Here is a 25,440-nt window from a genome sequence, read left to right as displayed (position 1 = left end):
CAGGACACCGTACCCATGAAGATCATCGAAGGCGATTTCGCCACCCCCAAGGGCCGTTTCGCCATCGTCGCCGGCCGTTTCAACGCGTTTGTCGTCGAGCCGCTGGTAGAAGGCGCGCGTGATGCCCTGGTCCGCCACGGCGTGAAGGACGATGCGATCGACCTGATCCGCGTGCCGGGCGCATGGGAAATTGCCCAGGCCGCTTACAAGGTCGCCGCTTCGGGCAAGTACGCAGCGGTGCTCGGCCTTGGCGCCGTGATCCGCGGTTCCACCCCGCATTTCGATTACGTGGCTGGCGAAGCCGCCAAGGGCCTCGGCCAGGCCGCCTACGCCTCGGGCGTGCCGGTGTCGTTTGGTGTGCTCACCACCGATAGCATCGAGCAGGCCATCGAGCGTGCCGGTACCAAGGCCGGCAACAAGGGCGCCGATGCGGCCATGGTCGCGATCGAAATGGTCAACCTCTACACGAAGCTCGGCAAATGAATAACACACCTCCGCACGGCATCGACCTGGCCGCGCGCTCGCGCGCCCGCCGCCGTGCCCTGCAGGCGCTTTACGCCTGGCAGGTGGGCGGTGCCAAGATGGGCAACGTTATCGAACAGTTCCGCCACGAGCAGGATATGCAGGTGGCTGACCTGGAATACTTCGAAGACCTGCTGCGTGGCGTGGACCAGCACGTGAAGGAACTGGACGAAGGCATTCGTCCGTTCGTGGATCGCGAAGTGGGCCAGATCGATCCGATCGAGCTTTCCGCGCTGCGCATGGGCGCTTACGAGCTGAAGTACCGCCCGGACGTGCCGTACCGCGTCGTGATCAACGAAGCCGTGGAAGCTACCAAGCGTTTCGGCGCCGACCATGGCCACAGCTATGTGAACGGCGTTCTCGACAAACTCGCGACGCACTGGCGTACGGCCGAGAAGCGATCCTGATTGCCTTGCGCGAATCTTGCGCGCTGAGGGAGCACGCATGGAATTCGACCTGATTGAACGGATCCGCCGGCACACCGATACCCACCGCGACGATGTCGCCGTGGGCATCGGCGATGACGCGGCGGTGGTCTCCGTACCCGCGGGCCGCGAACTCGCGATCGCCGTGGATACCCTCGTTGAAGGGATCCACTTTCCCGTCGGTACCGCGCCGGCCGATATCGGCTGGAAGGCCCTGGCGGTCAATCTCTCCGACCTGGCCGCGATGGGCGCCACGCCTGCGTGGGCACTGCTCGCGCTGACCCTGCCATCGCCCGACGAGGCGTTCATCGATGGGCTGGCCCGTGGCTTCGCCGAACTGGCCACGCCGTACCGGCTGGCATTGATCGGTGGCGATACGACACGTGGCCCGCTTACCGTCACCGTCACGGTGCATGGCTTTACGACGCCCGGCCAGGCGCTGTTGCGCTCGGGCGCGCGGGTCGGCGATGTCGTGATGGTGACCGGGACGCTGGGCGATGCGGCCGCCGGCCTGCGCTGCCTGGCCGAAGCGGACATCGCGCCATACGCATCGCTTGTCGAGCGGCTTAACCGCCCGACGCCGCGCGTTGCCGCCGGCCAGGCACTGCGCGGCATCGCCACGGCGTGCGTCGATGTATCCGATGGCCTCGTGGCCGATCTCGGGCACATCTGCAGCAAGAGCCGCGTCGGCGCGGAGATCGATCCGGCGCTGTTGCCGCATTCGTCGGCGATGCTCACGAATTTCCACGACGTGGACGCCATCGCCTTCGCACTGTCCGGCGGTGACGATTACGAGCTGTGTTTCACCGTGCCCGCCGACAAGGCGAGCGATGTGGCTGCGGATCTGGCGCGCGTCGGCTGCGGCGCGACGCGGATTGGCCGTATCGTGGAAGGCGAGGGCGTCCGCGTCATCGATGCCGCCGGGCAGGTGCGCAAGCCCGAGCGCGCGGGCTGGAACCACTTCGCATGAGTACGAAGTACGTGCTGGATGCGGAGCACCGCCGCCGCCTGCTCGCCACGCCGGCGGGCTGGCTTGCCACCGGCTTCGGCTCGGGGCTTGCGCCGAAAGCGCAGGGTACGTTCGGTTCGCTCGCCGCGATACTCCCATGGCTGGCGCTGCACACGCTGCCGGCCTGGGCCTGGTTGCTCATCATCGCCGCGTCGTTCGCCGTCGGCGTGTGGGCGTGCGACGTGGCCGGCCGCATCATTGGCGTGGCCGATCACCGCAGCATTGTGTGGGATGAATTCGTTGGCCAGTGGATCGCGCTGCTGCCTGCACTCATCGTTCCCGCGTGGTGGTGCATCGTGCTTGGCTTCGCGCTGTTCCGGCTGTTCGACGTGTGGAAGCCCTGGCCCATCAGCTGGTTCGATCGCCGGGTGAAGGGCGGCCTCGGTGTCATGTTGGATGACCTGATCGCCGGTATCTTTGCCGCCATCGCCCTGCACCTCATCCAGTACCTCGTCCTTTAGGAGACCCGCATGGAATACCGTCGCCTCGGCGCCACCGGCCTCAAACTGTCGGCGCTGTCGTATGGTGCGTGGGTCACGTTCGGCCGTCAGGTCGGCCGTTCCGAGGCGCGCGAGCTGATCGCGCTCGCCTACGACCACGGCATCAACTTCTTCGACAATGCGGAAACCTACAACGCGGGCGACGCCGAGCGGCTGATGGGCGATGTCATCGCCGACCTGCGCTTGCCGCGCGATGCCTACTGCGTTTCGAGCAAGGTCTATTTCGGCGCGACCACCGATCCGAAGCCGACGCAGCGCGGGCTTTCGCGCAAGCACGTGTTCGATGCCTGCCACCAGGCGCTCGAGCGCCTGCGCGTGGATTATCTCGATCTGTACTTCTGCCACCGTCCCGATCCGGATACACCGGTGGCGGAAACGGTGTGGGCGATGGATGCGCTGGTGCGCCAGGGCAAGGTGCTTTATTGGGGCACCAGTGAGTGGCCGGCGGAACTGATCGGCGAAGCGCATCGTGTCGCACGCGAGAACCATCTCGTCGCGCCCTCCATGGAACAGCCGCAGTACAACCTGCTGCACCGCGAGCGCGTGGAACAAGAATACGCGCCGCTGTACCGCGACTACGGCATGGGCACGACGATCTGGTCGCCGCTGGCGTCCGGTTTGCTCACGGGCAAGTATAACGATGGCGTGCCCGATGACTCGCGCCTGGGTCACCCGGATTACGCGTGGTTACGCGATGCGTTGCTCGAGAACGATGGCGCGCAACTGAAAACGGTGCGCGCACTGGTCCCCCTCGCCGAGGAGCTTGGCATGCCACTGGCGCGGCTGGCGCTGGCGTGGTGCCTGAAGAACCCGCACGTGTCGACGGTGATCCTGGGCGCGAGCAAGAAGCACCAGCTCGAAGAGAACCTGAAGGCCCTCGATGCCGTGCCGTTGTTGACCGATGCGGTGATGGCGAAAATCGCGGCGGTGCTTTAGCGCCGCGCGCGCGATGGGCCACCATTCACATGGAAGGAAAAGGATATGCGAACACTTACATGGAACGGGCTGTTTTTCTCGCTCGCATGCATGGCTTCGCCATGCACCGCACTTGCCGCGACGATCGCGCCCAATGCCACACTTGCCCAACTCGAAGCCGCCGACCAGGCCGACCGGGCGCCGGGATCGGGCTCCATCGACTGGGCAGTCGTCGCGCAGCGGGACGCTGGGCGACGGGAAAAAGTGATGGGCTTGCTTCGCGCCGGCGAGATACGGACGGCGTCTGACTACGTCAACGCCGCGCTGATTTTCCAGCACGGCGAGGCCGTGGAAGACACGCAGCTGGCATTTGCATTGGCGACGACAGCATCACGCCTCGATCCCACCAATGCAGACGCGCGCGTGCTCACGGCGCAGGCTTGGGACCGCATCCTGGTAAAGGCTGGGAAGCCGCAGTGGTATGGAACCCAGTTCAGCCGGGACAAGACGACTGGAAAGTGGGCTATGGCATCGACGGATCCGAATGCGGTGACGGAAGCGCAACGCGAGGCGATGGGCCTTCCCACGCTGGCCCAAACCCAGGCGCACCTCGACGCAATGAACGCGAAGCAAAAATAACGACGGCGCTGGCGTCATCATCGTCGATGACGACCGAGCGGCGACTTAGACGTCGCCGTACAAGGCCTGTAGCATCGCAATCGCCGCCAGACCCGCGGTTTCGGTGCGCAGGATGCGCGGTCCCAGCTTCAGACCGTTGAACGCTGCGCCGGCCAGTGCAGCGCGGTCGCGTTCGCCGAAGCCTCCTTCCGGGCCGATCGCGAGGACCGCTGCGCCGTTCAGTGCCAGCTCGCCGGGACGCTTGTCACCCTCGGGCAACAACGCCAGCCGCATGGGGCCACCTTCACCCAGAGACCCCAGCCACGCGTTGAGTGGCGCCGCCGGTTCGATCAGCGGGACGACGGCGCGGCCCGATTGCTCACATGCACTGGCCGCCACGGCGCGCCAGTGCAGCAGGCGCTTCTCCGCGCGCGCCGCGTCCAGCTTCACTTCCGAGCGCTCGGTGATGATCGGCACGATGCGGGCGATGCCCAACTCCGTGGCCTTCTGCACGATCAGGTCCATCTTCTCGCCACGGGCCACGCCCTGGGCCAGGGTGAGTTCGAGCGGCGATTCGTTCTCCAGCGTGCGCGCTTCGCCCACCCGTGCCACGACGTCGCGTTTGCCTACGCTGGCCAGCGTGGCATCGAATTCCACGGCCGCATTGCCGGCAAAGAGCACCACCGGGTCCCCCGCCTGCATGCGCAGGACGCGCGCGACGTGCTCGCCCGCCTGGGCGGGCAGCAGGAGTTCCTGGCCGGTGGCCAGCGGCTGGTCGACATGGATTCGGATGGTGCGCATGGTGGGCCCTGTGTCACGGAACATCCATTGTACCGGGCTGCGCGGGCGGCTATCGTCGCCGTGTTGCGAAGGAGCTATGCATGCCGATCGCCTGGTATTTCGATTTCGTGTCGCCCTTCTGCTGGCTGCAGTGGCCGGCGATCCGCGAGCTCGCGGCCACCCGCGAGGTGGCGCTGCGGCCCATGCTGTTCGGTGCGCTGCTCAAGCAGATGAACCACCTGGGCCCCGCAGAAATCCCCTGCAAGCGGGAGTTTACGTACCGTTACGCGCTGTGGCGGGCCCGCCAGCTGGGCATGCCGCTGCGCTTTCCACCTAGCCACCCGTTCAACCCGTTGCCGGCGTTGCGCCTTTGCGTGGCGGCGGGAAACACGGTGGACGTGGTCGGCGCGATCTACGAATGGATCTGGGCGCACGGACGGGCGGCGGATACCGCCGAGGCGCTGGCACCGCTGGCGGCTTCCTTTGGCATTACCGACCTGCGCGAGGCGCTCTCGGCACCTGCGGTGAAGGCCGACCTGCAGGCGAACTTCGAGTGGGCCATGCAGGACAAGCTGTTCGGCGTGCCCACGCTGGCCATCAACGGCGAGCTGTTCTGGGGCGCCGACTCGCACGATTTCGCGATGGCCTACCTGCAGGATCCCGGTATGTTCGACGAGGGTGAGATGGCCCGCCTGGGCGAGCTTCCCGTCGGCCTTTCCCGGATCTAGGCCACCGCTTTTTCGATACCCGCGATCGCCGTATCGACCATGAAGTCGATTTCTTCCTCGCAGATGACGTAAGGCGGCATGAAATACACGATGTTGCCGAGCGGGCGCAGCAGCGCGCCGTTCTCCAGGCCATGCCGGTACACGCGCAGGCCGCGCCGTTCGTGCGCGGCGAACGGCGTGCGCGTGGTTTTGTCGGCCACCAGTTCGATCGCGGCGATCATGCCGGTCTGGCGCACGTCGGCGACATGCCGGTGGTCACGCAGCGGCGCGATGCGGGCGGCCATGTGCGCAGCGAGTTCGCGGTTGCGTGCGAGCACGGGATCATCGCGGAAGATCGTCAGCGTGGCGGTGGCCGCGCGGCAGGCCAGCGGGTTGCCGGTATAGCTGTGCGAGTGCAGGAATGCCTTGCCGGCGCTGTATTCGGCGTAGAACGCCTGGTACACCTCCTGCGTGGTGACCACCGCCGAGAGCGGGAGGAAGCCGCCGGTGAGGCCTTTGGACAGGCACATGAAGTCCGGTGAGATGCCCGCCTGCTCGCACGCGAACAACGTACCGGTACGGCCAAAGCCGACGGCGATTTCATCGGCGATGAAATGCACGTTGAATTCATCGCACAGGGCGCGCAGGCCGGTGAGGTACGACGGGTGATACATGCGCATGCCGCCGGCGCATTGCACCAGCGGCTCGACGATGACGGCACAGGTTTCGTGGGCGTGCCGCTCAAGGATCGCGCGCATCTCGCCCAGGCGGCGCGTGGCGATCTCCGTGGGTGTTTCGCCGGGCTCGCCTTCATAGGTATCCGGCGACGGGGCCAGCTCCGGCGTGAGCAGCAGCGGTGCGTACGTTTTGCGGTAGAGCGCTACGTCACTGACCGAGAGCGCGCCCAACGTTTCGCCGTGGTAACTGCCGGTCAGGGCGATGAAGCGGGTCTTCTCCCCATGGCCGCGATTGAGCCAGTAGTGGAAGCTCATCTTCAGCGCCACTTCGATCGCCGCCGACCCGTTATCAGCCAGGAACACGCGCTCAAGGCCCGGCGGGGTGATCCGCACCAGTTCCTCGGCCAGCTCCAGCGCAGGTTCATGCGTAAACCCGGCGAAGATCACGTGCTCCAGCTTGTCCAGCTGATCTTTCAGGGCGCCGGCGATGCGCGGCTCGGCGTGGCCGAACAGGTTGGTCCACCACGAGCTCACGGCATCGAGGTAACGGCGCCCGTCCGCACCGACCAGCCATGCCCCTTCGCCGCGCGTGACGGGTACCATGGGCAGGGTTTCGTGGTCGTGCATCTGGGTGCACGGGTGCCAGAGGACGGAAAGGTCGCGCGCTACCAGCGCATCGGCCGCCTGGGCGGCGAAAAGGGCATCAGTCATCTGCCCATGATCGCCCCGGCGCCCTCCGTCCTCAAGCTTTGCCAAGAGGTGATGGATTGAAGTGGTTTCGCCGGATCGGCCTGCTTGTCCTTGTGCTGGCGCTTGCTGCCGGCGTCTTCTACTGGTTCCTGCCCGCCAGCGTGGCCGTGCCGTTCGTGGCACAGCGTGCCCGCGGTCTGGTCCTCGATGACCTTTCGGGCACGGTCTGGGATGGCCGGGCAGGGCGCGTCATGACCCGCGAGGGCCTCGAGCTGGGCGCCGTGACCTGGCGCCTTGGTCGAGACGTGATCCTGGGCCGCACCCACCTGGATATTCACCTGGATGGCCGTGCCGGCCGTTTCGATGGCCATATGGAACGGACCGAGGCCGACCACGTGCAATGGCGCGACGTGGCGTTTCGCCTGGATGCCGCCGCCCTGACGGGCCCTGGCCTGCCGCGTGAGCTGGTCCCCGTGGGCGTCGTGGAGGGCAAGGTTCCCCAGGCTGACCTGCAGGGCAACTGGCCTGTCGCGCTCGATGCCGACGTGAACTGGCGCGGCGCCGCGGTAAAAACGCCCGAAGGCCACGTCATGCTGGGCGGCCTCGCGTTCAAGGCCCATTCGGATGCCGGCGTGCTGCGTGCCACACTGGCCGATGATGGCGATGGATCGCTCGCCGTCGATGCCCGCATCGCGGCTTCGCCATTGGGGTGGCGCCTTGAAGGTGCGCTGGTACCGCGTATCCGCGATACGGCGCTCACCCACCTTATCGCCCGTTTCGGCCCTGTGCGGCCGGACGGTTCTGTTTCCCTGGCCCGCAAGGCCGGGCTCGCACCGGCAGTTTCACCATGACCGATACGCTCGATAAAGCCCTGGCCGCCGCCCGTGATGCCGCGGGCGCCGCCGCCGAGATCATCCTGCACTACTGGCGCAACGGCGTAGATGTGGTGACCAAGGGCGACGACACGCCCGTGACCGTGGCCGATCGCGAAAGCGAACTGGCCATTCGCGAGATCCTGGCGCGTGCGTTGCCCGAGGCCGGTATCTATGGCGAGGAATACGGCGCCGACGACACGACCCGTGAGTGGTTGTGGCTGGTGGATCCGTTGGATGGCACCAAAAGCTTCGTGCGCCGCACGCCGTTCTTCGCCACCGAGATCGCCCTCATGCACCGTGGTGAACTCGTGCTGGGCGTCTCGTCCGCGCCGGTTTACGGCGAGCGCATGTGGGCGGTAAAGGGCCGCGGTGCGTACCTCGATGGCGAGCGCGTGCACGTGGCCGATACCGCGGCCCTTGCGCCGGCGGTGATTTCGACCGGCAACGTCAAGACGCTCACCACGGATGCGCGCTGGGGCGTGCTTGGCGAACTGATCCGCGAGAGCAACCGCATTCGTGGTTATGGCGACTTCTGCCACTATCACCTGCTGGCGCGCGGCGGTGTCGATCTGGTGATCGAATCGGATGTGAATATCCTCGATATCGCCGCGCTGGCCGTGATCGTGCGCGAGGCCGGTGGCGTGTTCACCCAGCTCGATGGTGGCCCGCTCAACCTGGAGAGCCGTAGCGTCCTCGCCGGCACCCCCGCGATCCACGCCGCGGCGCTGGCCCGGCTCCACGGCGCTACAATGGCCCGATGAACAAGCGCCCCACGATCCTCGCCACGCGCGACGCGCCCGATAGCCCCCTCCGCAAGGCGGAGCAGGTGGACCTGGAATTCTCCAACGGTGAGCGCCGTACCTACGAGCGCCTGAAGGGCAGCGGGTTCGGTGCCGTACTGATCGTCGCCATGCGCGATCCGGATACTGTGCTGCTCGTGCGCGAGTACGGCGTGGGCGTGGATCGCTACGAACTGGGCGTGCCGAAGGGTCGCCTGGATCGCGACGAGACCACGGAGCAGGGCGCCAACCGCGAGCTGAAGGAAGAAGTGGGTTATGGCGCGCGCAAGCTGAAGATCCTCGGCACGCTTTCGCTCTCCCCGTCGTACATGACCCACCTGGCCCACGTGGTGCTGGCCGAGGATCTGTACCCGGAGCGCCTGCAGGGTGATGAACCGGAGGAGCTCGAGGTGGTGCCGTGGCGCATGGATAAGCTGCACGAGCTGCTCGCCCGCGATGATGTGACCGAAGGGCGTTCCATCGCTGCCCTGTTCATGGCCCGCGAGTATCTCGCTGGCCGTTACCAGCCCGCATGAGCGCGTTTCAGCCCAAGGCGTGCCTGGATGAGGTGGCCGCGATTGCGCGTGAAGCGGGCGACGCCATCCTCACCATTTACGCGCATGATTTCGAAGTCATCCAGAAGGCCGACGCCTCGCCGGTCACCACGGCAGACCTCGCCGCACAGGCCGTGATCGCGCACCGCTTGCAGGACATCGCACCGGGCATTCCGGTGATCTCCGAAGAAGCGCTTGCCGCGCCCTGGTCCGAGCGGCGCACCTGGCGGCGCTACTGGCTGGTGGATCCGCTGGATGGCACGCGTGAGTTCATCAAGCGCAATGGCGAGTTCACGGTGAACATCGCGCTGATCGAGGATCACCGCAGTGTCCTGGGCGTCGTGTTGGCGCCCGTCACAGGCGACCTGTACGCCGCGGCGCAGGGGCAGGGCGCGTGGCGCCAGCAAGGCGTGGGCGCACCGCGCGAGGCGATCGGCACCCGGCGTGCCCAAGGCCTGCTCCGTGTCACGGGCAGTCGCTCGCATGCCGGCGTTCGCGCATCGAGCCTGCTTGATCGCCTGGGCGAGCACGAGACCTTCGCGTTGGGCTCCTCGCTGAAATTCTGCGTGATCGCCCGCGGCGACGCCGATGTGTACCTGCGCCTGGGCGCCACCTCCGAATGGGATACGGCCGCCGCACAGTGCGTGCTTGAAGAAGCCGGCGGCGCCGTGCTCGACCTGGCCGGCCGCCCGTTCCGCTACAACACGCGCGATTCGCTGATCAATCCCGAATTCATTGCCTGCGGCGATACCAGCATCGACTGGGCCGCACGGCTTATCGACCCGGACCACTGACGCATGCCACGACCCATTGACGACCTCATCGCGATCATGGCGCGCCTGCGCGATCCGGAAAACGGTTGTCCGTGGGATGTGAAGCAAACCTTCGCAACGATCGCGCCTTATACGATTGAAGAAGCCTACGAAGTAGCCGACGCGATCGATCGCCGCGACATGCACGACCTGCGCGACGAACTCGGCGATCTTTTGTTACAGGTTGTGTTTCATTCGCGCATGGCCGAAGAAGCGGGTGAGTTCGCTTTTGGCGACGTGGTGCAGGCGATCTGCGACAAGATGCAGCGCCGTCATCCGCATGTGTTCGGCGATGTCACACACGAAAGTGATTCGGCGCGCTCGCGCGACTGGGACCGGTTGAAGGCGGAAGAGCGTGCAGCGAAAGGTGGTGAGGACCACAGTGCGCTCGCCGGTATCTCGCGTGGCCTGCCGGAGTGGCAGCGCGCGATCAAGCTGCAGAAACGTGCGGCGAACACCGGTTTCGACTGGCCTGATCACCGCCCGGTGTTGGATAAGCTCGCCGAAGAACTCGACGAGGTGCGCCACGAATTCGAGAACGGCGCGGATGAAGAGCGCCTGGCCGATGAGATCGGCGATGTGCTGTTCGTGGCCGCGAACGTGGCACGCCATGCGAAGGTGGATGTATCGCGTGCATTGCGTGGTGCGAACCAGAAATTCGAGCGACGCTTTCGCGGTATGGAAGCGCTGGCGCAGAGCGAAGGACGTACGCTGTCCTCATACTCGCTTGAAGAGCAGGAAGCCCTCTGGCGCCGCGTGAAGCAACAAGAAAAACAGTAGGAGCGCGCGTGCGCGCGATTCATGGTTGCCAGGGCTTACGGCATCGCCGCTACGTTGGCTTTTCGCGCGCGAGCGCGCTCCTACATTTTCTATTGGGCGCCGGCTTATTTCGAATCGGTGTTCTTCGCGGCCGCACGCTGTTCCATGCGGGCCTTGAACGCTTCCATTTCCTGGTGGCGCTTCTGGTCGTTGGCCAGGCTCTCGTCCAGGCTCTTCTTCATCGTGGCAATGGCAGCGTCGACATTGGTCGGTGCCATCTGCGCGCGGGCCAGGTGACGGTAGGCGTAGTCGCGCACCATCGGGTTCTGCGACTTGGCCAGCACATCGTTGTACAGCGCCGGCAGTTCCTTCTGGCGGCCGCTCATGATGTACAGGCGCTCAAGGCCGCGCAGGTCGCCGATGACGCCGCCTTCGGGACCGTGGCCCCAATGGCCGCGACCACCACGGTCGCCATGGTCGCCGCCGCGCGGGCCGCCGTGGCCCCACTTCGGGCCACCATCACGCTGCGGGCCCTGCTGGGCAGACTTGGCCGCCGGGGCGGCGGAGGCCTTGGGGGCGGCGTCCTGCGCGTAAGCGAAGGCGGCCGAACCGGCAAGGAGGAGGGAAGCGGCGCTGACGAGCAGGGTCTTGCGTTGCATGAGGTTGTCTCTCCGGGTTGGACTTGCATGGGGAAAAACGTGGCTGGCGGCTCCCGGTTGACGGCCTCGTTGCCGTCCGCTCAGTTTCGTGTGAAAACACGAACTGCAACCTTATGCGCCCGGGCGGCATCAATGACCGGCATACCGCACTACCACCGGAGGGCACTACCCATGCGTCACCTCATGTTTGCCGCGCTGCTGCTTGCGCCCGCTGCCGCCATGGCAGCGGACGAACCCCAGTGCAAGTTCCACGCGGACCGCAACCTGGATCTGGACCTGGCTGGGGTGCAAACCATCGAATTCGTCACGAATTCGCATGACCTGAAGATCGACGGCGCCGCGGGCGGCAAGCCCGGTGTGCATGGCCGCGCCTGTGCCTCGACCCAGGAAATGGCCGATAGCCTGGTGGTCGAACAATCGAAGAACGGCAGCACGCTCGTCGTGGAGCTGAAGGACACCCACAAAGGTGGATGGCACATCTTCGGCAGCAGCTACAGCTACCTGAAGGTGAACGCCAGCGTGCCCGGTAACCTGCCGATCAAGGTCGATGTGGGTTCGGGTGATGCCGATGTGCGCAACGTCGCCTCGCTTGAGGCTTCGGCCGGTTCGGGCGACCTGGATGTCGATGGCGTGAAGGGCGGTGTCACCGCAAACGTCGGCTCCGGTGACGTCAAGCTCGCCAACACCGGCCCGGTGAAGATCGACAGCGTCGGTTCGGGCGACCTCACCGCACGTAACGTCACGGGCGGCGTCACCATCGGTACGGTCGGCTCGGGCGATGCCAAGCTGCGCGACATCAGCGGCAACGTGGATGTCGGCACCATCGGTTCGGGTGATCTCGATGTGGACGGCGTGAAGGGCAACCTCACCGTGCGCACCGCGGGCAGCGGCGATGTGGACCACAAGGGCGTAACCGGCAAAGTCGACCTGCCCAAGAAGTTCGACTAACGCCCGCTCTGTGCAGGAGCGCGCTGGCGCACGATAGGGTCTTCCCGCAAGGCCTGATCGCGCGCCAGCGCGCTCCTACAGGTTCAACACATAGGGAACCGATATGATCCGGTGACCTGACGTTGGATCACCCTTGATGAGCTGGTTCCCCGAGTCGCTGCGCAATCTGCGCCGTGACGTCTTTTTCCTCGTGTTGCTCGGCGTGGCACTGCTCTTCGCGTTGACCATGCCGTCGCGCGTGGCCACCTGGCCGTCGCTTGTCGATTGGCCGACGATCGCGGCGCTCACCGGCCTGCTCATACTCACCAAGGCGGTGGAGGAGAGCGGGGCACTGGCGCACGCAGGGCGCTGGTTGATCGATCGCACGTCGACCCGGCGCGTAGCCGCACTGGGCCTCGTCGCGGGCACCGCCTTCCTATCCATGCTGCTGACCAACGATGTGTCGTTGTTCGTCATGGTGCCGCTCACGTTGAGCATTTGCCGTATCGCACGCATGCCCGCCACGCGCCTGGTCGTGTTCGAAGCGCTGGCCGTCAATGCCGGCTCCATGCTCACGCCGATCGGCAATCCGCAGAACCTCTTCCTGTGGCAGCAGTGGGGTATCGGGTTTGGCGGGTTCGTCTGGGCCATGCTGCCCATCGTCGCCATCGCCATGGTGCTCTTGCTGGCGCTGACCGCTGTGGCGTTCCCAGCAACACGTCTGGAAGTGCACGAGCACGTCGAGAATGGCCTGGACCGCCGCATGCTCAGCGTGGCGGCCGCGCTCTATGTGCCGTTCCTGTTCCTGGCCGATGCGCACCACGCAGCCTGGGGCCTGGCCGGGGTGCTGGTCGTGTTCGCGGTATTCCGGCCGAAGATCCTGGCCGCCATCGACTGGGGCCTGCTGCTCACCTTCGTGCTCATGTTCATCGACCTGCGCATGCTGGCTGGCCTGGGTGCCGTGAAAGGCTGGCTGGGGGCGCTCGACCTGCACCAGCCGCACCACCTGTTCGCGACCGGCGCACTGGCCTCGCAGGTGGTGAGCAATGTGCCGGCGGCGATCCTGCTGGCGGAGTACTCGCACGATTGGCGCACGCTCGCCTGGGGCGTGAACATCGGCGGGTTCGGCTTCATCCTGGGGTCGCTGGCGAACCTGATCGCGCTCCGCCTGCTGGGCGAGAAGAACGCGTGGGGCACCTTCCACCTATGGTCCGTGCCCTTCTTCCTGGTGATGGGTGCCGTAGCCTGGCTGCTTCTGTAGGAGCGCGCTCCTACATGGCTATATCAGGCCTTGCGCGTGCCTTTCTCACCGGTGTTGCTGTTGCCCTTGTCGAACGTGCGGATGAACTCGCGCACGTCGGGGTAGACCACGTCACGCCAGCGGCGGCCGCTGAAGATGCCGTAGTGGCCAGCGCCTTTCACGGTGATGTGCTTCTTGCGCTTCTTGGCGATGCCCTTGCACAGGCCGTGCGCGGCTTCGGTCTGGCCAAGGCCGGAGATATCGTCGAGCTCGCCTTCGATGGTGAGCAGGGCGGTGTCCTTGATCTTCGCCGGCTGCACCAGCTCGCCGTGCACTTCCCACGTGCCCTTCGGCAGGCGGTGCTCCTGGAACACGGTTTCGATCGTATCGAGGTAATACTCGGCAGGCATGTCTAGCACCGCGTTGTATTCGTCGTAGAACTTGCGGTGCGCCTCGGCATCATCCAGGTCACCCTTGCGCAGGTTCTCGTAGAAATCCCAGTGCGACATGACATGGCGGCTGGGGTTCATGGCGAGGAACCCGGCGTGCTGCAGGAAACCCGGGTACACGTCGCGACCTGCGCCGGGGTACTGGTAGGGCACCTTGTGGATCAGCTGGTTGCGGAACCACGATAGCGGCCGCGTGGTGGCCAGGTTATCGACGCTGGTGGGGCTCTTGCGCGTATCGATCGGGCCGCCCATGAGCGTGAGCGTGGCCGGGGTCGCTTCGCCGCGCGCCGCCATGAGCGACACGGCCGCGAGCACGGGCACGGTGGGCTGGCACACGGACACAACGTGCGCACGGTGCACGCCCACATGGCGGATGAATTCTTCGATGTACGAGACGTAGTCGGCCAGGGAGAACGAGCCTTCCCGCACCGGGATCATGCGCGCATCCACCCAGTCGGTGATGTACACCTTGTGATCGCGCAGCAGCGTGCGCACGGTATCGCGCAGCAGGGTGCTGTGGTGGCCGGAAAGCGGGGCGACAACGAGCACCGCCGGGTCGTGCTTCATCTTGTCCACGGTGGCCTGGTCATCCGAGAAACGCTTGAAGCGCTTCAGGGTGCAGAACGGCTTGCTCATGGCCACCTGCTCCACGATAGCCACGTCGTGGCCATGCGCGTGCACGCTGTGGATATCGAACTCGGGCTTCTCGTACGCCTTACCCAGGCGGTACATCAGTTCGTAACCCGCCGCGGCGCGGTCGGCGCCCGGCATGCGGGCAAATGGGCTGGCCAGGTCGCCAAACATCTTGGCGCCTGCTTCAGCCCAGTACGACAGCGGGCTGAGCATGGAGCGCTGCCATTCGTGCATCAAATAGAGCATGCCGCTTCAATCCGGGGACGGGGAGGGTGGCGCATCATAACCAGTTGCGCCGCGCCATGTGTAAAGCCCCTGTTTTTGCTCGATTTAAACCCCTGCCTTGCGGCAGACCAGCAGGACTTCGTCCACGCCAGGGGCGGGATCGAAGCCGGCTTTGAAGTCCAGCGGCTTCTGGAAACGCATGCCCAGCGGCATGAACACGCGGTTGTACCACCACATGGCGCGGGCCCGCTGGTGAGTCAGGAACCATTGACCCAGGTCCAGCAGCTTCGAGGATTTGGGCTGCATGCCGTAAACCGCGCTGCGCTCGATCGAGAACCCGTGGCGGGCCAGCAGTGCGCGGATGCCTTCGGGCTCGTATCGGCGGTAGTGCCCCACGAAATCGTCAAAGGCCGTCCACGCCTCGGGGTGGAGCGGCGTGGATAGCAGCAGGCTCGCGCCGGGCGCGGCGACGCGGGCGAGCTCGCCCAGGGCACCCTCGTCATCGACCACGTGCTCCAGGATGTCGAAGGCGCAGACGAAATCGAAGGTGCCATCGGCGAACGGGAGGGCGCCGATCATGGCGTTCGCTACCCGGGCGCCGTGCCGGCGCAACTCGGCCAGGGCCGGGCGTGACAGGTCGACGAACTGGGTATCCGCCAGCGGCAGGCGCGGACGCAGGCCGGGGGCGACTTCCAGCCGTCGCGTGGCGCTGGCGGCCAGTTCGGCCACCAGCGGCCAGGTATTGAAGCGCTCCGGCGCGCACAGCTGCGCATCCGACCACAGTGCGTCGTAGAAGCGTTTGTTACCGGCGATGAGGTCGGCGTCGGTGCGCCGCGGCGCGGCTTCCGAGGTGAACGATGCGATGGACATGCGGTACCTCGAAAAGCCGTGATGGGGTTTAGCGCAGGCGGGCCAGTTCGCGCAGCAGGGGCAACCTGCGCACGCGTACCGCGGTGGCCCGGAACACGGCGTTGGCCAGGGCCGGTGCCGCCGAAGGCACGCCGATGACGCTGGCGCCCGTGGGCTCCGCGGTGGACGGCACGATCACCGTTTCCACCTCGTACGGCATCGGCTGGGTGGGCGCGATGGGGTAATCCTTGAAGCCGGTCTGCTGCACCTTACCGTCCTTCACCGTGATGGCGAGGTTGAGGGCGGTGGAAAGCGCATCGATGGTGGCGCCCTCGAGCTGCGCGGCAAGGCCCAGCGGGTTGATGGCACGGCCCACGTCCGCCACGCAGACCACGCGCTGGATATCGATGCCATCGGCGGCGGGCGATACCTCGATAGCGTGCGCCACATAGGCGCCGAACACGTAGCCGCACGCAATGCCCAGGCCATTCTCGCTGCGCAGCCAGCGGCTCCAGTCGAGCTTGTCGGCGGCCAGCTTCAGTACATTGGCCATGCGGGCGGTATCGATAGGGCCGCCGCGGCCGTTGTACGGCAGCTGGCGCGCATCGCCAAGCAGCTGCAGGCGGAAATCGAGAGGATTGGCATTTACCGCGTGCGCGAGTTCATCGATGAAGCTTTCGCTGGCGAACGTGGGCGTGACGTGGGGCGAGCCACGCCACTCGCCACGAGCAAGCTGCGAATCCAGTGCGAAGTAATCGCTGCGGAAGTTGGGTACGAGACCGGCGGGCAGGGCATCCGCCGCCAGTTCCGATTGCCACAGGCGGTCCGCTGGCGTGGAGCGGCCGGCGAGGGCCGATGGGCTGGCCATGCGCTGGTGCCAGCCCACAATGGCTTTCTTGCGGTCCAGCGAGGCATTGAGCCGGTGCACGGCGAATGGACGGTAGTAGTCGCGGGCAAGGTCGTCGTCGCGGGTCCAGAGGACGCGCACCGCGCGGTTCTGGATGTCCTTCGGTTTTTTCGCCAGGGCGATGGCCACGGCCTCGGCGATGTAATCCTGCTCCAGGCGCCGGCCAAAACCGCCGCCACCCCGTGGGACGCGGATATCGATCTGGTCCGGGCGGAAGCCCGTCATCCGCTGCACCACGGTGTATGCCTGCCGCGGCGACTGCGAGGCAGCAATGATGGTGATGCTCGTGTCTGGATCGAGCCTTACCAGGCAGTTCGGCGTCTCCGCCGTGGCATGGGCCACCCAGGGCTGTACGTACGTGGCCTCGAGTGCGCGCGCGGCCTTCTTCCGCGCTGCGGCGATATCGCCGTCGTTACGCACGGTGCTCGTCGCGTCGGCATCGTTGTCGAAGAGCTCGAGGGCTTTTTTCTCGAGATCGCCACTGCCGGGCTCGATGGCCTGACCCGGCTTCCAGGTGGCCTTGAGCGCCTCACGGCCCTTCAGCGCAGACCACGTATCGGCAGCGATCACGGCCAGCGCGGGGGTCTGCGCGGCCATGCCAGCGATCTGGCCCTGTTCGGGGGTGATATCGACGACGGCATACACGCCGGCCACCTTGCCTGCGGCATCGCGGTCGGCGGTATCGAGCGACCCGCCCGGGTACGGACAACGGGCGAGAACGGCCACCACGGGGTCGCCGATGTTGTCGTCGCCGGCGTAGCGCAGCGTACCGGTCACGACGGCGCGGGCATCCACATCGCCGGCGGCCTGGCCGATGAGCTTGTAGCGATCGGCCGACTTGAGCGGCGGCGGGCTGGTGGGCGGATCAAGGCCCGCCGCGGCCGTCGCCAGGTCGCCATAAGCGATGCGGCGGCCATCCGCGGCTACCGCCACGCCGGATTCGCCGCGCAGCTGTTCGGCGGGCACGCCAAGACGGCGCGCAGCCGCCTGCAGCAGGAGCCAGCGGGCGAGGGCGCCTGCCTGGCGCAGATCGGCCCATGCGGCCGGAATGCTGGTGGCGTCGCCGCTGCGCTGGCGGCCGTAGGTGAATTTCGGTTCGCCGTTACCGGGTTCGACGCCGAGCCCGAGGGACTCCACGACGACGTTGCCCCAGTCGGCATCCAGCTCCTCGGCGATAATCCGCGCGAGTGAGGTGGCCGTGCCTTCGCCGTTATCCGGATCGCGCACGCCAATAAAAATGCGGCCATCCTGCGCGACGCGCAGGTACGGGCCTACCTGTGACCAGGCATCGCCGAGCAAGCTGACCGGCACCGGGCGCTGCGCCGCTTCCGCGGTGCCGATGCCAATGACCAGGGCGCCCGCCGCACCCGCGGCGTACTGCAGGAAGCGGCGGCGCGAAAGGCGGATCTCGCCACTCATGCCTTCTTGTCCTTCATGGTGCCCGCGGCGCGCTTGATGGCTTTCCTGATCCGGCCATAGCTGCCACAACGGCACAGGTTGCCGATCTTGTCGATATCGGCGTCGGAGGGATTCTTCTGGTGGTTGAGCAGATCCACCGCCGCCATGATCTGGCCCGGCTGGCAGAAGCCGCACATGATCGCGTCCTCGTCGATCCAGGCCTGCTGCACGGGGTGCAGGCTGCCGTCCTTGCCGGACAGGCCTTCCACCGTGGTCACGCGCTTGCCCGACATGCCTTCCATTTTCGTCTGGCAGCTGGCCACGGCCTTGCCATCGACAATGACCGTGCAGAAGCCGCAATTGCCCTGGTCGCAACCGTACTTGGCGCCGGTGAGGCGCAGCACATCGCGCAGGTACCACAGCAACGGCATGGCCTTGTCGCCGGTGTGGCGGAAGCGCTCATCGTTGACGATCAGGTCGATGCCTTCGCGTACGGGCTTGGGCGGCACATCGGTGGCGCCTTGCGGGGTGGGTACGGGTACGGGAGACGTCGGGCCTTGCTGTGCCATCTGCTTTCCTCAGCTGAACCGGGCCATTGTGGCATCCGGGCCTTCGTTCAGCGAGCCACTTTACTGAACAGGCGTTGCCAGATCGCATACACAGGCAAGCCAGCGACCACCACGGCGCAGACCACGGCGGCACTCAGCGGCTTGGACCACGAGTACGCGATGACAACGCCGATGACCGTGGCCAGGAACAGCAGCGGGAGCAGCGGGTAAGCCGGGGTCACAAAGCTGGGGCGCTCCTTCACATGGCGCCGGTACCAGAACAACGTGGCGATGGTGACGGCATACGCCGCCCAGTCGCCAAAGGCGGCGAAATCCAGCAGCTGGCCGTAATTGGCCACCAGCACCAGCACGATGGCCCAGGCGGAGAGCGCGGCAAGGGCGATGTTCGGCGTACGGTGCGTGGGGTGCAGGCGCGCCACGCTGGCGAAAAACAGGCCATCCTCGCCCATGACCTGGAGCACGCGGGCGCCCGCCACGAGGGTGATGTTGCAGAAGCCCAGGGTGGAAATAGCGATGCCGATGGCGATGAGTTTCGCCCCGGCGGCACCGAACACCCGGCTCATGACATCGGCGGCGGGGGCCTGGCTTGCGGCCAGCCCATCGTGGCCCAGCACCGCCAGGTAGGCGTAGTTGGTGAGCACATAGGCGGCAATGACGATGAGCATGCCCAGCACGAGTGCCCGCGGCAGCGTGCGCTGCGGATCGCGCACTTCACCGGCCAGGTTGTTGAGGTAGCTGAAGCCGGAAAAGGCGAACAGCACCGGCAGCAGGGCACCCGCGAGCCCACCGGTGACGGCGGTGGGGCTGGCGACCATGGCCTGGCTGGTACCCGCACCGGCGAAGGCCAGGCCGGTGATGACCAGCACGGCGATGGCGGCGAGCTTGAGGATGGCGAAGACGTTCTGCACCTGCGCCCCAAGGCGGATGCCAAACAGGTTGATGCCCGTGACGAACACCAGGGCGCCCACCGCCAGCGGCTTCACAAGCGTGGGAGAGAGCCCGAACACCGAGGTGGCGTAGCTGCCGAAGATCGTGGCGACGGCCGCGCTGCTGCCGCTGTAAATCACCAGCAGCATGGTCCAGCCGAACAGGAACCCGGCGAGCTTGCCGAAGGCCTCGCGCAGGTACACGTAGCTGCCACCAGCCTGCGGGCGGCGCGCGCCGAGTTCCGCGTAGCAAAGGCACCCGACGAGGGTGAGCAGGCCACCCGCCACCCACAGCCCGAGCAGCACCCAACCGGAACTCGTGCGCTGCGCGGCGATGCCCGGATTCAGGAAAATACCGCCGCCGATGATGCCGCCGACGACGATGAGCGCAGCGTCCATGAGATTGATGCGGCGGGCGTATCCGGGGGAATCCATGGGCGGCGCTTTTGCAGGGGGAAAGCGAGAGGATGGCGTGGGTGGGGACGTATGTGAAGGGGTTGAGGTGGGCCGGGGAGGTGCCTCGTCGCCGCTTCGTCGGCTTTTCGCGCGCAAGCGCGCTCCTACGGGCGCCGCTTCGGTGGTTTCGACGAGGACGCAGCCGCGCGGATGGCGCTTCGTAGGTCCGGGGCCACGTTGCCTTTTTCTCGTTGCGGCGCAACACTCCGGGGGATGTGCCGGGGGCCTTGGTGGCCCCCGCTACCCACTCTTTCCCCAACCACCGCAAAAAGAGAACCGTGAGCGAAAACGCAAACGCGCCGTTGCCCGCCAACGCGCCCTGGATCGTCATGAAGTTCGGCGGCACCTCCGTTGCCACCGCCGCACGCTGGCGCAATATCCTCGAGCTGGCCGCCAGCCGCCGCGCCGAAGGCGCGCGCGTGCTGATCGTGGTCTCGGCCCTGTCCGGCATTACGGATGGCCTGAAACAGCTTTGCACGCACACGGAACCCAAACGCCGCTCGGACGCGGCCTCCGCACTGGCCGATCGCCACCACGCCCTGCTCGGGGAGATGTCGCTTGCGCTGCCGGAGACCCTCGGCGCACGGCTGGCCGACCTGGCCGGCCTGGCGGGTACCGGGCCGGCCGAACTCGGCGAACTGGCCTGGCAGGCCGCCGTACAGGCGCACGGCGAGCTGATGTCCAGCGCGCTGGGCGCGGCATTCCTCAGTGCCAATGGCCTGCCCACGGCATGGCTGGATGCGCGCGAGTGCCTGAACGCGGTGGCCCTGCCGAATCAGAATGAGCGCACCCGTCTGCTCTCGGCCATGGTCGAGCCGCATCCGGATCCGGTGCTTTCGGCCACCCTGGCGGCGCGCGGCGATGTCTTCATCACGCAGGGCTTCATTGCCCGCGATGAGGAAGGCCGCACCGTGCTGCTGGGTCGTGGTGGCTCGGATACGTCCGCGGCGTACTTCGGCGCGCTGCTGGCTGCGGCGCGCGTGGAGATCTGGACCGACGTCGCTGGCATGTTCAGCGCGAACCCGCGCCAGGTCGCCGGCGCGCGGTTGCTGCAGCGGCTGGACTACGAAGAAGCCCAGGAAATCGCTTCCACGGGCGCTAAGGTGCTGCACCCGCGCTGCCTGTCGCCACTGCGTGAGCCGCGCGTGCCGCTGCTGGTGAAGGACACCAACCGTCCCGAGCTGGAAGGCACCGTGATTGGCCCGGAGGTGCGCGAGCACGCACCGAGCATCAAGGCGATCAGCGCACGCAAGGGCATCACCCTCATCTCGATGGAATCCGTCGGCATGTGGCAGCAGGTCGGCTTCCTCGCCGATGTGTTCGATGCCTTCAAACGCCACGGCCTGTCGGTGGACCTGATCGGTTCGGCGGAAACCAACGTCACCGTATCGCTCGATCCCACGGAAAACCTGCTCGATTCCGACGCTATCGCCGCGCTCGCCGCCGACCTGGCCCGCGTGTGCCGGGTGAAGGTGATTGCGCCGTGCGCGGCCATCACGATGGTCGGCCGTGGCATGCGCTCCATGCTGCACAAGCTTTCGGGCGTGCTGGCGGAGTTTGGCCAGCTGCGCGTGCACCTCATCTCGCAGTCGTCGAACAACCTCAACCTCACCTTCGTGGTGGACGAGGATGTGGTGGATGAGATGCTGCCGCGCCTGCACGAATTGCTGATCGGTGCGGGCGCGCTGCGCACCGATGACAGCGTGGTATTCGGCCCTGCGTGGCAATCGCTTTACGGCAGCGGCGAAGCGCCGTTGCCCGCCGCGGCATGGTGGCAGGGCGAACGCCCGCGCCTGTTGCAGCTGGCACAGGAGCGGACGCCCCGCTATGCCTACCACCTGCCCACCGTGCGCGCACAAGCCCGCAAGGTGAAATCGCTGCAGGCGGTGGACCGGGCGCACTACGCCGTGAAGGCGAACACGCACCCGGGCATCCTCAAGGTGCTTGCGGAAGAAGGGTTCGCTTTCGAGTGCGTGTCGCCGGGTGAACTCGAGGCGGTGTCTGCCGTGGTGCCGGAAAGCGCGCCGCTGCTGTTCACGCCCAACTTCGCCGCGCGCCGCGATTTCGAAACCGCGCTGGAAACCCGTGCCACCATCACGATCGATGCCTTGCACCCGATCGAGCACTGGGGTGATCTGTTCCAGGGCCGCGACATCGTGTTGCGCGTGGACCTGGGCCGCGGGCTGGGCCACCACCAGAAGGTGAAGACCGGCGGTACCGGTAGCAAGTTTGGCGTCCCCATCGAGCAGGTCGATCGCTTCCTGCGCCTGGCCGACGATGCCGGTGCGCGGGTGATCGGCCTGCATGCCCACCTTGGCTCCGGCATCCTCGATGCCGCGCACTGGGGCGAGGTGTACTCGCAGCTCGCGGCACTGGCCGAGCGCATCGGCACCATCACCGTGCTGAACATTGGTGGCGGACTGGGCGTGCCGTCGCACCCCGGCGAAACCGCGCTGGATATGGTGGCGCTGGATCGCGTGCTGATGTCCGTGCGCCAGGCGTACCCGCAGTTCCAGGTATGGATGGAGCCCGGCCGTTTCCTCGTGGCCGATGCCGGCGTGCTGCTGGCCAGGGTCACGCAGGAAAAGGAGAAGGGCAGCAACATCCGCTACCTGGGCCTGGATACCGGCATGAACAGCCTGATCCGCCCGGCCCTGTACGATGCGTGGCACGAGATCGCCAACCTGTCCCGTTTCGGCGAAACCGCCACCACGATGTACCAGGTGGTGGGCCCGATCTGCGAATCAGGCGATATCCTTGGTTCTGACAGGCGCTTGCCCGAATCGTTCGAGGATGACGTGATACTTATTGCACAGGGAGGCGCCTACGGCGCTGTGATGGCATCGCGCTACAACCTGCGCGATGCGGCCGACGAGGTGCTTCTGCCGTGACCACCGTGCTAGCCGATCCGCGCGAAAGCCAGCGCTTCCGCTTTGTCCGCCATGGCTATGCCGATGGCGTGGCCGAGCTGGCCTATGCGTTCGATGATGGCCAGGAACTGGTGGAGCGGATCACCTTCCCGGGCGCGCCGGCGGTGCCGGCGGGGCGCGAGGCGGCCTTCGCGGCGGCGTTGCGCTTGCTCCACCTGGTGGCCGGCGTCAGCTACTACAAGGCCGGCATCCCGCCTTCCATCGTGGTGGAAGGTGAGCCGCTGGATGAGGAGGGCGCGTCGATGTTCGACGCGCTTTACCTGCATGGCCTGGCCGAGTTCGCGTACCGCAACCGGCTCGATCTGCGCAGCCGCATTCGTTTCCCGCATAACGGCGCGGCCCCCGCGTCGGCACCGGCCATCGGCCTGCCCAGGCGCTCGCTGTTGCCGATCGGTGGTGGCAAGGATTCGGTCGTGGCGGTCGAGGCGGTGAAATCGATCGGCGCCGATGCCACCGCGGCCTGGGTCGGTAATTCACCGCTCATCGCCGAGTGCGCCGCACGCACGGGCCTCTCCACGCTGAATATTTCCCGCGAGCTGGCCCCTGGCCTGTTCGAACTGAACCGCCTTGGCGCGTGGAACGGGCACATCCCCGTAACCGCCATCAACTCGGCCATCCTCGTGGTGGCGGCGGTGCTCTACGGCTACGATTCCATCGTGTTCGCCAACGAGCGCTCCGCCTCGGTGGCCACGCTGGAATACGAAGGCCAGGAAGTGAACCACCAGTGGAGCAAGGGCTTCGGTTTCGAGAAGACCTTCCACGATTACGTGCACTCGCACGTGGCCGCCGACCTGGACTATTGCTCGCTGCTGCGGCCGTGGTCCGAGCTGGCCGTGACCAGCGCGTTCGCGCGGCTGGGCGGTGATTACTTCAACGTGTTCTCCAGCTGCAACCGCAACTTCCGCATCCTCGGCCCCAAGCCGGCGGATCGCTGGTGCGGGCAGTGCCCCAAGTGCCATTTCGTGTTCCTGGCGCTGGCACCGTTCATGCCCAAGCCGCGCCTGTTGCAGATCTTTGGCCGCAACCTGCTCGATGATCCCGACCTGGCCGAGGCATTCGATGCACTGCTCGAATACCACGACCACAAGCCGTTCGAGTGCGTGGGTGAAGGTGCCGAAGCACGGGCCGCGCTGCACGCGCTTTCGACCCGGCCCGAGTGGCAGGAAGACGCCCTGGTGGCGCGCTTCCGCCGCGAGATCCTGCCGCAGCTCGATACCTCGGAGCTGGCGCTCGAGCCCTGGCTGAAGCCGGGTGCCTCGCACCTGGTGCCCACGCGCTTGCTGGGAGCACTGGATGCGCTGGGCTGATCTTGCGGGCAAGCGTATCGCGGTCTGGGGGTTTGGCCGGGAAGGGCGGGCGGCGCTGGATGCGCTCGCACGCCGCCTGCCTGGCATGCCAGTGGATGTGTATGTAGGCGCTGACGAGGCTGAAGCGGCTCACGCGGCGTACCCGCACGCCGGTGTCATGGCGACGCCGCCCGATGCGCAGGCGCTCTCGCGCTACGACATCGTGATCAAATCGCCGGGTATCTCGGCATACAAGCCGGAATTGCTGGAGGCCCTGGGCGCGGGCACGCGTTTCACCTCGGGCACGGCACTCTGGTTTGGCGGGCACGCGAACGCGCACACCATCGCCGTCACGGGTACCAAGGGCAAGAGCACCACGTCGGCGCTCATCGCCCATCTCGCCCGCTCGCTTGGCGTGCGCACGGCGCTGGCCGGCAATATTGGCTTGCCCTTGCTGGAACTGGATGACGGCGCCGCCGATCTCTGGGTGATCGAGCTTTCGAGTTTCCAGACCGGTGAGGCGATAGGTGTGGATCTGGGTGTGGTTACCAGCCTTTACGAAGAGCATCTCGACTGGCATGGCTCGCGCGAACGCTACGTGGAAGACAAGCTGAAGCTGCTCGCCGCCTCAGCGCGGGTGCTGGTGAACGGCATGCAGCCTGCGTTGCTCGAACGCGCGGCCGATCATCCCGGGTTGCACACCTTCGGCGGCGCCAGCGACTGGCACGTGGCCGATGGGTGGATCCGTCGTGGCGACGAGAACGTGATCGCTGCGGACCGCGTCGCTGCCCCGGGCCTGCACAACGCGATCAACGCGTGCGCCGCGCTGGCCGCGCTGGAGTTAATGGGGCTGGATGCGCGCAAGGCCGCGCCCGCATTGGCCACGTTCCTGCCGTTGCCGCACCGCCTGCAACCGCTGGGCGAACGCGATGGCCTGCGCTGGATCAACGATTCGATCAGCACCACGCCGCTGGCGAGCCTGGCCGCGCTGGAAAGCGTGCACGACGCGCATGTCGCGTTGATCGTGGGCGGCCACGACCGCGGACTGGATTGGTCGGTGTTCGTGCAGGCCATGCGCCAGCACGCCCCGGACGCGATCATCTGCCAGGGCAAGAACGGGCCGCGTATCGCCGACGCGCTCGACGCGGCGGGCGTGCCGAACGTCTTCCGCGCCACGGACCTCGCGGCGGCCATCGGTGCCGCACGCAGTGCGTTGCAAGGTCGCGGCACCGTTGTGCTCTCACCCGGTGCACCGAGCTTCGATCAGTTCAAGGATTACGCCGACCGCGGAAAGCGCTTCGCAGAAATGGCGGGCTTTGAAGCGAGAGCCGCGAGCATCCAGGGTCTGGGCATCTCGTAATCGC

Annotated in this window: 25 protein-coding genes; 17 read left to right on the top strand and 8 right to left on the bottom strand. The window is 66.5% G+C overall.

All coding sequences use genetic code 11. From position 1 onward, the window contains the following. Positions 1-15 precede the first annotated feature (15 nt). From ribH to ABIE56_RS14825, 6 genes are read left to right on the top strand one after another with little or no spacing between them, the layout of a single operon-like run. The gene (gene ribH, locus ABIE56_RS14850; protein ID WP_429244557.1) at positions 16-483 is read left to right on the top strand and encodes a 6,7-dimethyl-8-ribityllumazine synthase; all 468 of its coding nucleotides are present in this window, start codon (positions 16-18) and stop codon (positions 481-483) included. Beyond that, positions 480-929: a transcription antitermination factor NusB gene (gene nusB / locus ABIE56_RS14845; protein ID WP_429244556.1), complete on the top strand. Its 450-nt coding sequence runs from the start codon at positions 480-482 to the stop codon at positions 927-929. Before ribH ends, nusB begins: the two co-directional genes overlap by 4 nt. 37 nt (positions 930-966) lie before the next feature. Beyond that, a complete protein-coding gene (thiL, locus tag ABIE56_RS14840; RefSeq protein ID WP_429244555.1) occupies positions 967-1,917 on the top strand; it encodes a thiamine-phosphate kinase in 951 nt (316 codons plus the stop codon). Further along, on the top strand, positions 1,914-2,417 hold the full coding sequence (locus tag ABIE56_RS14835) for a phosphatidylglycerophosphatase A family protein (protein WP_429244554.1): 504 nt from the start codon (positions 1,914-1,916) through the stop codon (positions 2,415-2,417). Before thiL ends, ABIE56_RS14835 begins: the two co-directional genes overlap by 4 nt. Before the next feature lie 9 nt (positions 2,418-2,426). Beyond that, the gene (locus ABIE56_RS14830; RefSeq protein WP_429244553.1) at positions 2,427-3,392 is read left to right on the top strand and encodes a potassium channel beta subunit family protein; all 966 of its coding nucleotides are present in this window, start codon (positions 2,427-2,429) and stop codon (positions 3,390-3,392) included. Between the two features lie 45 nt (positions 3,393-3,437). Further along, a complete protein-coding gene (locus ABIE56_RS14825; RefSeq protein ID WP_429244552.1) occupies positions 3,438-4,010 on the top strand; it encodes a hypothetical protein in 573 nt (190 codons plus the stop codon). 45 nt (positions 4,011-4,055) lie between these two features. Here ABIE56_RS14825 and ABIE56_RS14820 read toward each other — a convergent pair whose 3' ends face one another. After that, complete coding sequence (locus tag ABIE56_RS14820; protein ID WP_429244551.1) at positions 4,056-4,790, bottom strand: 16S rRNA (uracil(1498)-N(3))-methyltransferase; 735 nt, start codon at positions 4,788-4,790, stop codon at positions 4,056-4,058. An 80-nt stretch (positions 4,791-4,870) separates the two neighbouring features. Here ABIE56_RS14820 and ABIE56_RS14815 point away from each other — a divergent pair, with 80 nt between their 5' ends. Beyond that, positions 4,871-5,497: a 2-hydroxychromene-2-carboxylate isomerase gene (locus tag ABIE56_RS14815; protein WP_429244550.1), complete on the top strand. Its 627-nt coding sequence runs from the start codon at positions 4,871-4,873 to the stop codon at positions 5,495-5,497. Here the strand turns inward: ABIE56_RS14815 and ABIE56_RS14810 are convergent. After that, complete coding sequence (locus ABIE56_RS14810; protein WP_429244549.1) at positions 5,494-6,864, bottom strand: adenosylmethionine--8-amino-7-oxononanoate transaminase; 1,371 nt, start codon at positions 6,862-6,864, stop codon at positions 5,494-5,496. The genes ABIE56_RS14815 and ABIE56_RS14810 overlap by 4 nt on opposite strands. Before the next feature lie 56 nt (positions 6,865-6,920). Between ABIE56_RS14810 and gspN the strand changes: the two genes are divergently transcribed. From gspN to mazG, 5 genes are read left to right on the top strand one after another with little or no spacing between them, the layout of a single operon-like run. After that, the gene (gene gspN, locus ABIE56_RS14805; protein ID WP_429244548.1) at positions 6,921-7,694 is read left to right on the top strand and encodes a type II secretion system protein N; all 774 of its coding nucleotides are present in this window, start codon (positions 6,921-6,923) and stop codon (positions 7,692-7,694) included. Further along, positions 7,691-8,479: an inositol monophosphatase family protein gene (locus ABIE56_RS14800; protein WP_429244547.1), complete on the top strand. Its 789-nt coding sequence runs from the start codon at positions 7,691-7,693 to the stop codon at positions 8,477-8,479. The genes gspN and ABIE56_RS14800 overlap by 4 nt, the downstream gene beginning before the upstream one ends. Then, positions 8,476-9,033 (top strand): ADP compounds hydrolase NudE, encoded by a 558-nt coding sequence (gene nudE, locus ABIE56_RS14795; protein ID WP_429244546.1) that lies wholly within the window; start codon positions 8,476-8,478, stop codon positions 9,031-9,033. Before ABIE56_RS14800 ends, nudE begins: the two co-directional genes overlap by 4 nt. Further along, the gene (gene cysQ / locus ABIE56_RS14790) at positions 9,030-9,845 is read left to right on the top strand and encodes a 3'(2'),5'-bisphosphate nucleotidase CysQ (RefSeq protein WP_429244545.1); all 816 of its coding nucleotides are present in this window, start codon (positions 9,030-9,032) and stop codon (positions 9,843-9,845) included. Before nudE ends, cysQ begins: the two co-directional genes overlap by 4 nt. Before the next feature lie 3 nt (positions 9,846-9,848). Continuing rightward, a complete protein-coding gene (gene mazG, locus ABIE56_RS14785; RefSeq protein WP_429244544.1) occupies positions 9,849-10,643 on the top strand; it encodes a nucleoside triphosphate pyrophosphohydrolase in 795 nt (264 codons plus the stop codon). A gap of 104 nt (positions 10,644-10,747) precedes the next feature. Here mazG and ABIE56_RS14780 read toward each other — a convergent pair whose 3' ends face one another. Continuing rightward, positions 10,748-11,281: a hypothetical protein gene (locus tag ABIE56_RS14780; RefSeq protein WP_429244543.1), complete on the bottom strand. Its 534-nt coding sequence runs from the start codon at positions 11,279-11,281 to the stop codon at positions 10,748-10,750. Between the two features lie 171 nt (positions 11,282-11,452). On the opposite strand from ABIE56_RS14780, the gene ABIE56_RS14775 reads away from it, so the two are divergent. Both ABIE56_RS14775 and ABIE56_RS14770 read left to right on the top strand, forming a co-directional pair. Next, positions 11,453-12,229 carry a DUF4097 family beta strand repeat-containing protein gene (locus ABIE56_RS14775; protein ID WP_429244542.1) on the top strand — a complete coding sequence of 259 codons (777 nt, stop codon included), beginning with the start codon at positions 11,453-11,455 and terminating at the stop codon, positions 12,227-12,229. A gap of 136 nt (positions 12,230-12,365) precedes the next feature. Further along, complete coding sequence (locus ABIE56_RS14770; protein ID WP_429244541.1) at positions 12,366-13,469, top strand: SLC13 family permease; 1,104 nt, start codon at positions 12,366-12,368, stop codon at positions 13,467-13,469. Positions 13,470-13,492: 23 nt separating this feature from the next. Here the strand turns inward: ABIE56_RS14770 and ABIE56_RS14765 are convergent, their stop codons facing one another. The 5 genes from ABIE56_RS14765 to ABIE56_RS14745 all read right to left on the bottom strand — a co-directional run bounded on the left by ABIE56_RS14765 (position 13,493) and on the right by ABIE56_RS14745 (position 19,839). Then, positions 13,493-14,776, bottom strand: coding sequence for a polyhydroxyalkanoate depolymerase (locus ABIE56_RS14765; RefSeq protein ID WP_429244540.1), 1,284 nt, complete (start codon positions 14,774-14,776; stop codon positions 13,493-13,495). An 84-nt stretch (positions 14,777-14,860) separates the two neighbouring features. Beyond that, the gene (locus ABIE56_RS14760) at positions 14,861-15,625 is read right to left on the bottom strand and encodes a class I SAM-dependent methyltransferase (RefSeq protein WP_429244539.1); all 765 of its coding nucleotides are present in this window, start codon (positions 15,623-15,625) and stop codon (positions 14,861-14,863) included. Positions 15,626-15,653: 28 nt separating this feature from the next. Next, entirely contained in the window at positions 15,654-17,930 is a 2,277-nt protein-coding gene (locus tag ABIE56_RS14755) for a molybdopterin cofactor-binding domain-containing protein (RefSeq protein WP_429244538.1), read from the bottom strand. Further along, positions 17,927-18,478, bottom strand: coding sequence for a (2Fe-2S)-binding protein (locus tag ABIE56_RS14750; RefSeq protein WP_429244537.1), 552 nt, complete (start codon positions 18,476-18,478; stop codon positions 17,927-17,929). Before ABIE56_RS14750 ends, ABIE56_RS14755 begins: the two co-directional genes overlap by 4 nt. Positions 18,479-18,525: 47 nt before the next feature. After that, positions 18,526-19,839, bottom strand: coding sequence for an APC family permease (locus tag ABIE56_RS14745; RefSeq protein ID WP_429244536.1), 1,314 nt, complete (start codon positions 19,837-19,839; stop codon positions 18,526-18,528). A gap of 350 nt (positions 19,840-20,189) precedes the next feature. Between ABIE56_RS14745 and ABIE56_RS14740 the strand changes: the two genes are divergently transcribed. From ABIE56_RS14740 to murD, 3 genes are read left to right on the top strand one after another with little or no spacing between them, the layout of a single operon-like run. Beyond that, positions 20,190-22,751, top strand: coding sequence for a bifunctional aspartate kinase/diaminopimelate decarboxylase (locus tag ABIE56_RS14740; protein ID WP_429244583.1), 2,562 nt, complete (start codon positions 20,190-20,192; stop codon positions 22,749-22,751). After that, entirely contained in the window at positions 22,748-24,097 is a 1,350-nt protein-coding gene (gene murL / locus ABIE56_RS14735; protein ID WP_429244535.1) for a UDP-N-acetyl-alpha-D-muramoyl-L-alanyl-L-glutamate epimerase, read from the top strand. The genes ABIE56_RS14740 and murL overlap by 4 nt, the downstream gene beginning before the upstream one ends. After that, positions 24,084-25,436: a UDP-N-acetylmuramoyl-L-alanine--D-glutamate ligase gene (gene murD, locus ABIE56_RS14730; RefSeq protein ID WP_429244534.1), complete on the top strand. Its 1,353-nt coding sequence runs from the start codon at positions 24,084-24,086 to the stop codon at positions 25,434-25,436. The genes murL and murD overlap by 14 nt, the downstream gene beginning before the upstream one ends. The last annotated feature ends 4 nt before the right edge of the window (positions 25,437-25,440 follow it).

Source organism: Luteibacter sp. 621, from assembly GCF_050435445.1.
Lineage (GTDB): Bacteria > Pseudomonadota > Gammaproteobacteria > Xanthomonadales > Rhodanobacteraceae > Luteibacter.
Note: the sequence above shows the minus strand (reverse complement) of the source record. Positions and strands in the feature narration are given on the sequence as shown.

Coding starts and splice junctions, on each gene's coding strand:
- ribH (WP_429244557.1), top strand. CDS start 16: ATGAAGATCATCGAAGGCGATTTCGCCACCCCCAAGGGCCGTTTCGCC.
- nusB (WP_429244556.1), top strand. CDS start 480: ATGAATAACACACCTCCGCACGGCATCGACCTGGCCGCGCGCTCGCGC.
- thiL (WP_429244555.1), top strand. CDS start 967: ATGGAATTCGACCTGATTGAACGGATCCGCCGGCACACCGATACCCAC.
- ABIE56_RS14835 (WP_429244554.1), top strand. CDS start 1,914: ATGAGTACGAAGTACGTGCTGGATGCGGAGCACCGCCGCCGCCTGCTC.
- ABIE56_RS14830 (WP_429244553.1), top strand. CDS start 2,427: ATGGAATACCGTCGCCTCGGCGCCACCGGCCTCAAACTGTCGGCGCTG.
- ABIE56_RS14825 (WP_429244552.1), top strand. CDS start 3,438: ATGCGAACACTTACATGGAACGGGCTGTTTTTCTCGCTCGCATGCATG.
- ABIE56_RS14820 (WP_429244551.1), bottom strand. CDS start 4,790: ATGCGCACCATCCGAATCCATGTCGACCAGCCGCTGGCCACCGGCCAG.
- ABIE56_RS14815 (WP_429244550.1), top strand. CDS start 4,871: ATGCCGATCGCCTGGTATTTCGATTTCGTGTCGCCCTTCTGCTGGCTG.
- ABIE56_RS14810 (WP_429244549.1), bottom strand. CDS start 6,864: ATGACTGATGCCCTTTTCGCCGCCCAGGCGGCCGATGCGCTGGTAGCG.
- ABIE56_RS14800 (WP_429244547.1), top strand. CDS start 7,691: ATGACCGATACGCTCGATAAAGCCCTGGCCGCCGCCCGTGATGCCGCG.
- nudE (WP_429244546.1), top strand. CDS start 8,476: ATGAACAAGCGCCCCACGATCCTCGCCACGCGCGACGCGCCCGATAGC.
- cysQ (WP_429244545.1), top strand. CDS start 9,030: ATGAGCGCGTTTCAGCCCAAGGCGTGCCTGGATGAGGTGGCCGCGATT.
- mazG (WP_429244544.1), top strand. CDS start 9,849: ATGCCACGACCCATTGACGACCTCATCGCGATCATGGCGCGCCTGCGC.
- ABIE56_RS14780 (WP_429244543.1), bottom strand. CDS start 11,281: ATGCAACGCAAGACCCTGCTCGTCAGCGCCGCTTCCCTCCTCCTTGCC.
- ABIE56_RS14775 (WP_429244542.1), top strand. CDS start 11,453: ATGCGTCACCTCATGTTTGCCGCGCTGCTGCTTGCGCCCGCTGCCGCC.
- ABIE56_RS14770 (WP_429244541.1), top strand. CDS start 12,366: ATGAGCTGGTTCCCCGAGTCGCTGCGCAATCTGCGCCGTGACGTCTTT.
- ABIE56_RS14765 (WP_429244540.1), bottom strand. CDS start 14,776: ATGCTCTATTTGATGCACGAATGGCAGCGCTCCATGCTCAGCCCGCTG.
- ABIE56_RS14760 (WP_429244539.1), bottom strand. CDS start 15,625: ATGTCCATCGCATCGTTCACCTCGGAAGCCGCGCCGCGGCGCACCGAC.
- ABIE56_RS14755 (WP_429244538.1), bottom strand. CDS start 17,930: ATGAGTGGCGAGATCCGCCTTTCGCGCCGCCGCTTCCTGCAGTACGCC.
- ABIE56_RS14750 (WP_429244537.1), bottom strand. CDS start 18,478: ATGGCACAGCAAGGCCCGACGTCTCCCGTACCCGTACCCACCCCGCAA.
- ABIE56_RS14745 (WP_429244536.1), bottom strand. CDS start 19,839: ATGGATTCCCCCGGATACGCCCGCCGCATCAATCTCATGGACGCTGCG.
- ABIE56_RS14740 (WP_429244583.1), top strand. CDS start 20,190: ATGAAGTTCGGCGGCACCTCCGTTGCCACCGCCGCACGCTGGCGCAAT.
- murD (WP_429244534.1), top strand. CDS start 24,084: ATGCGCTGGGCTGATCTTGCGGGCAAGCGTATCGCGGTCTGGGGGTTT.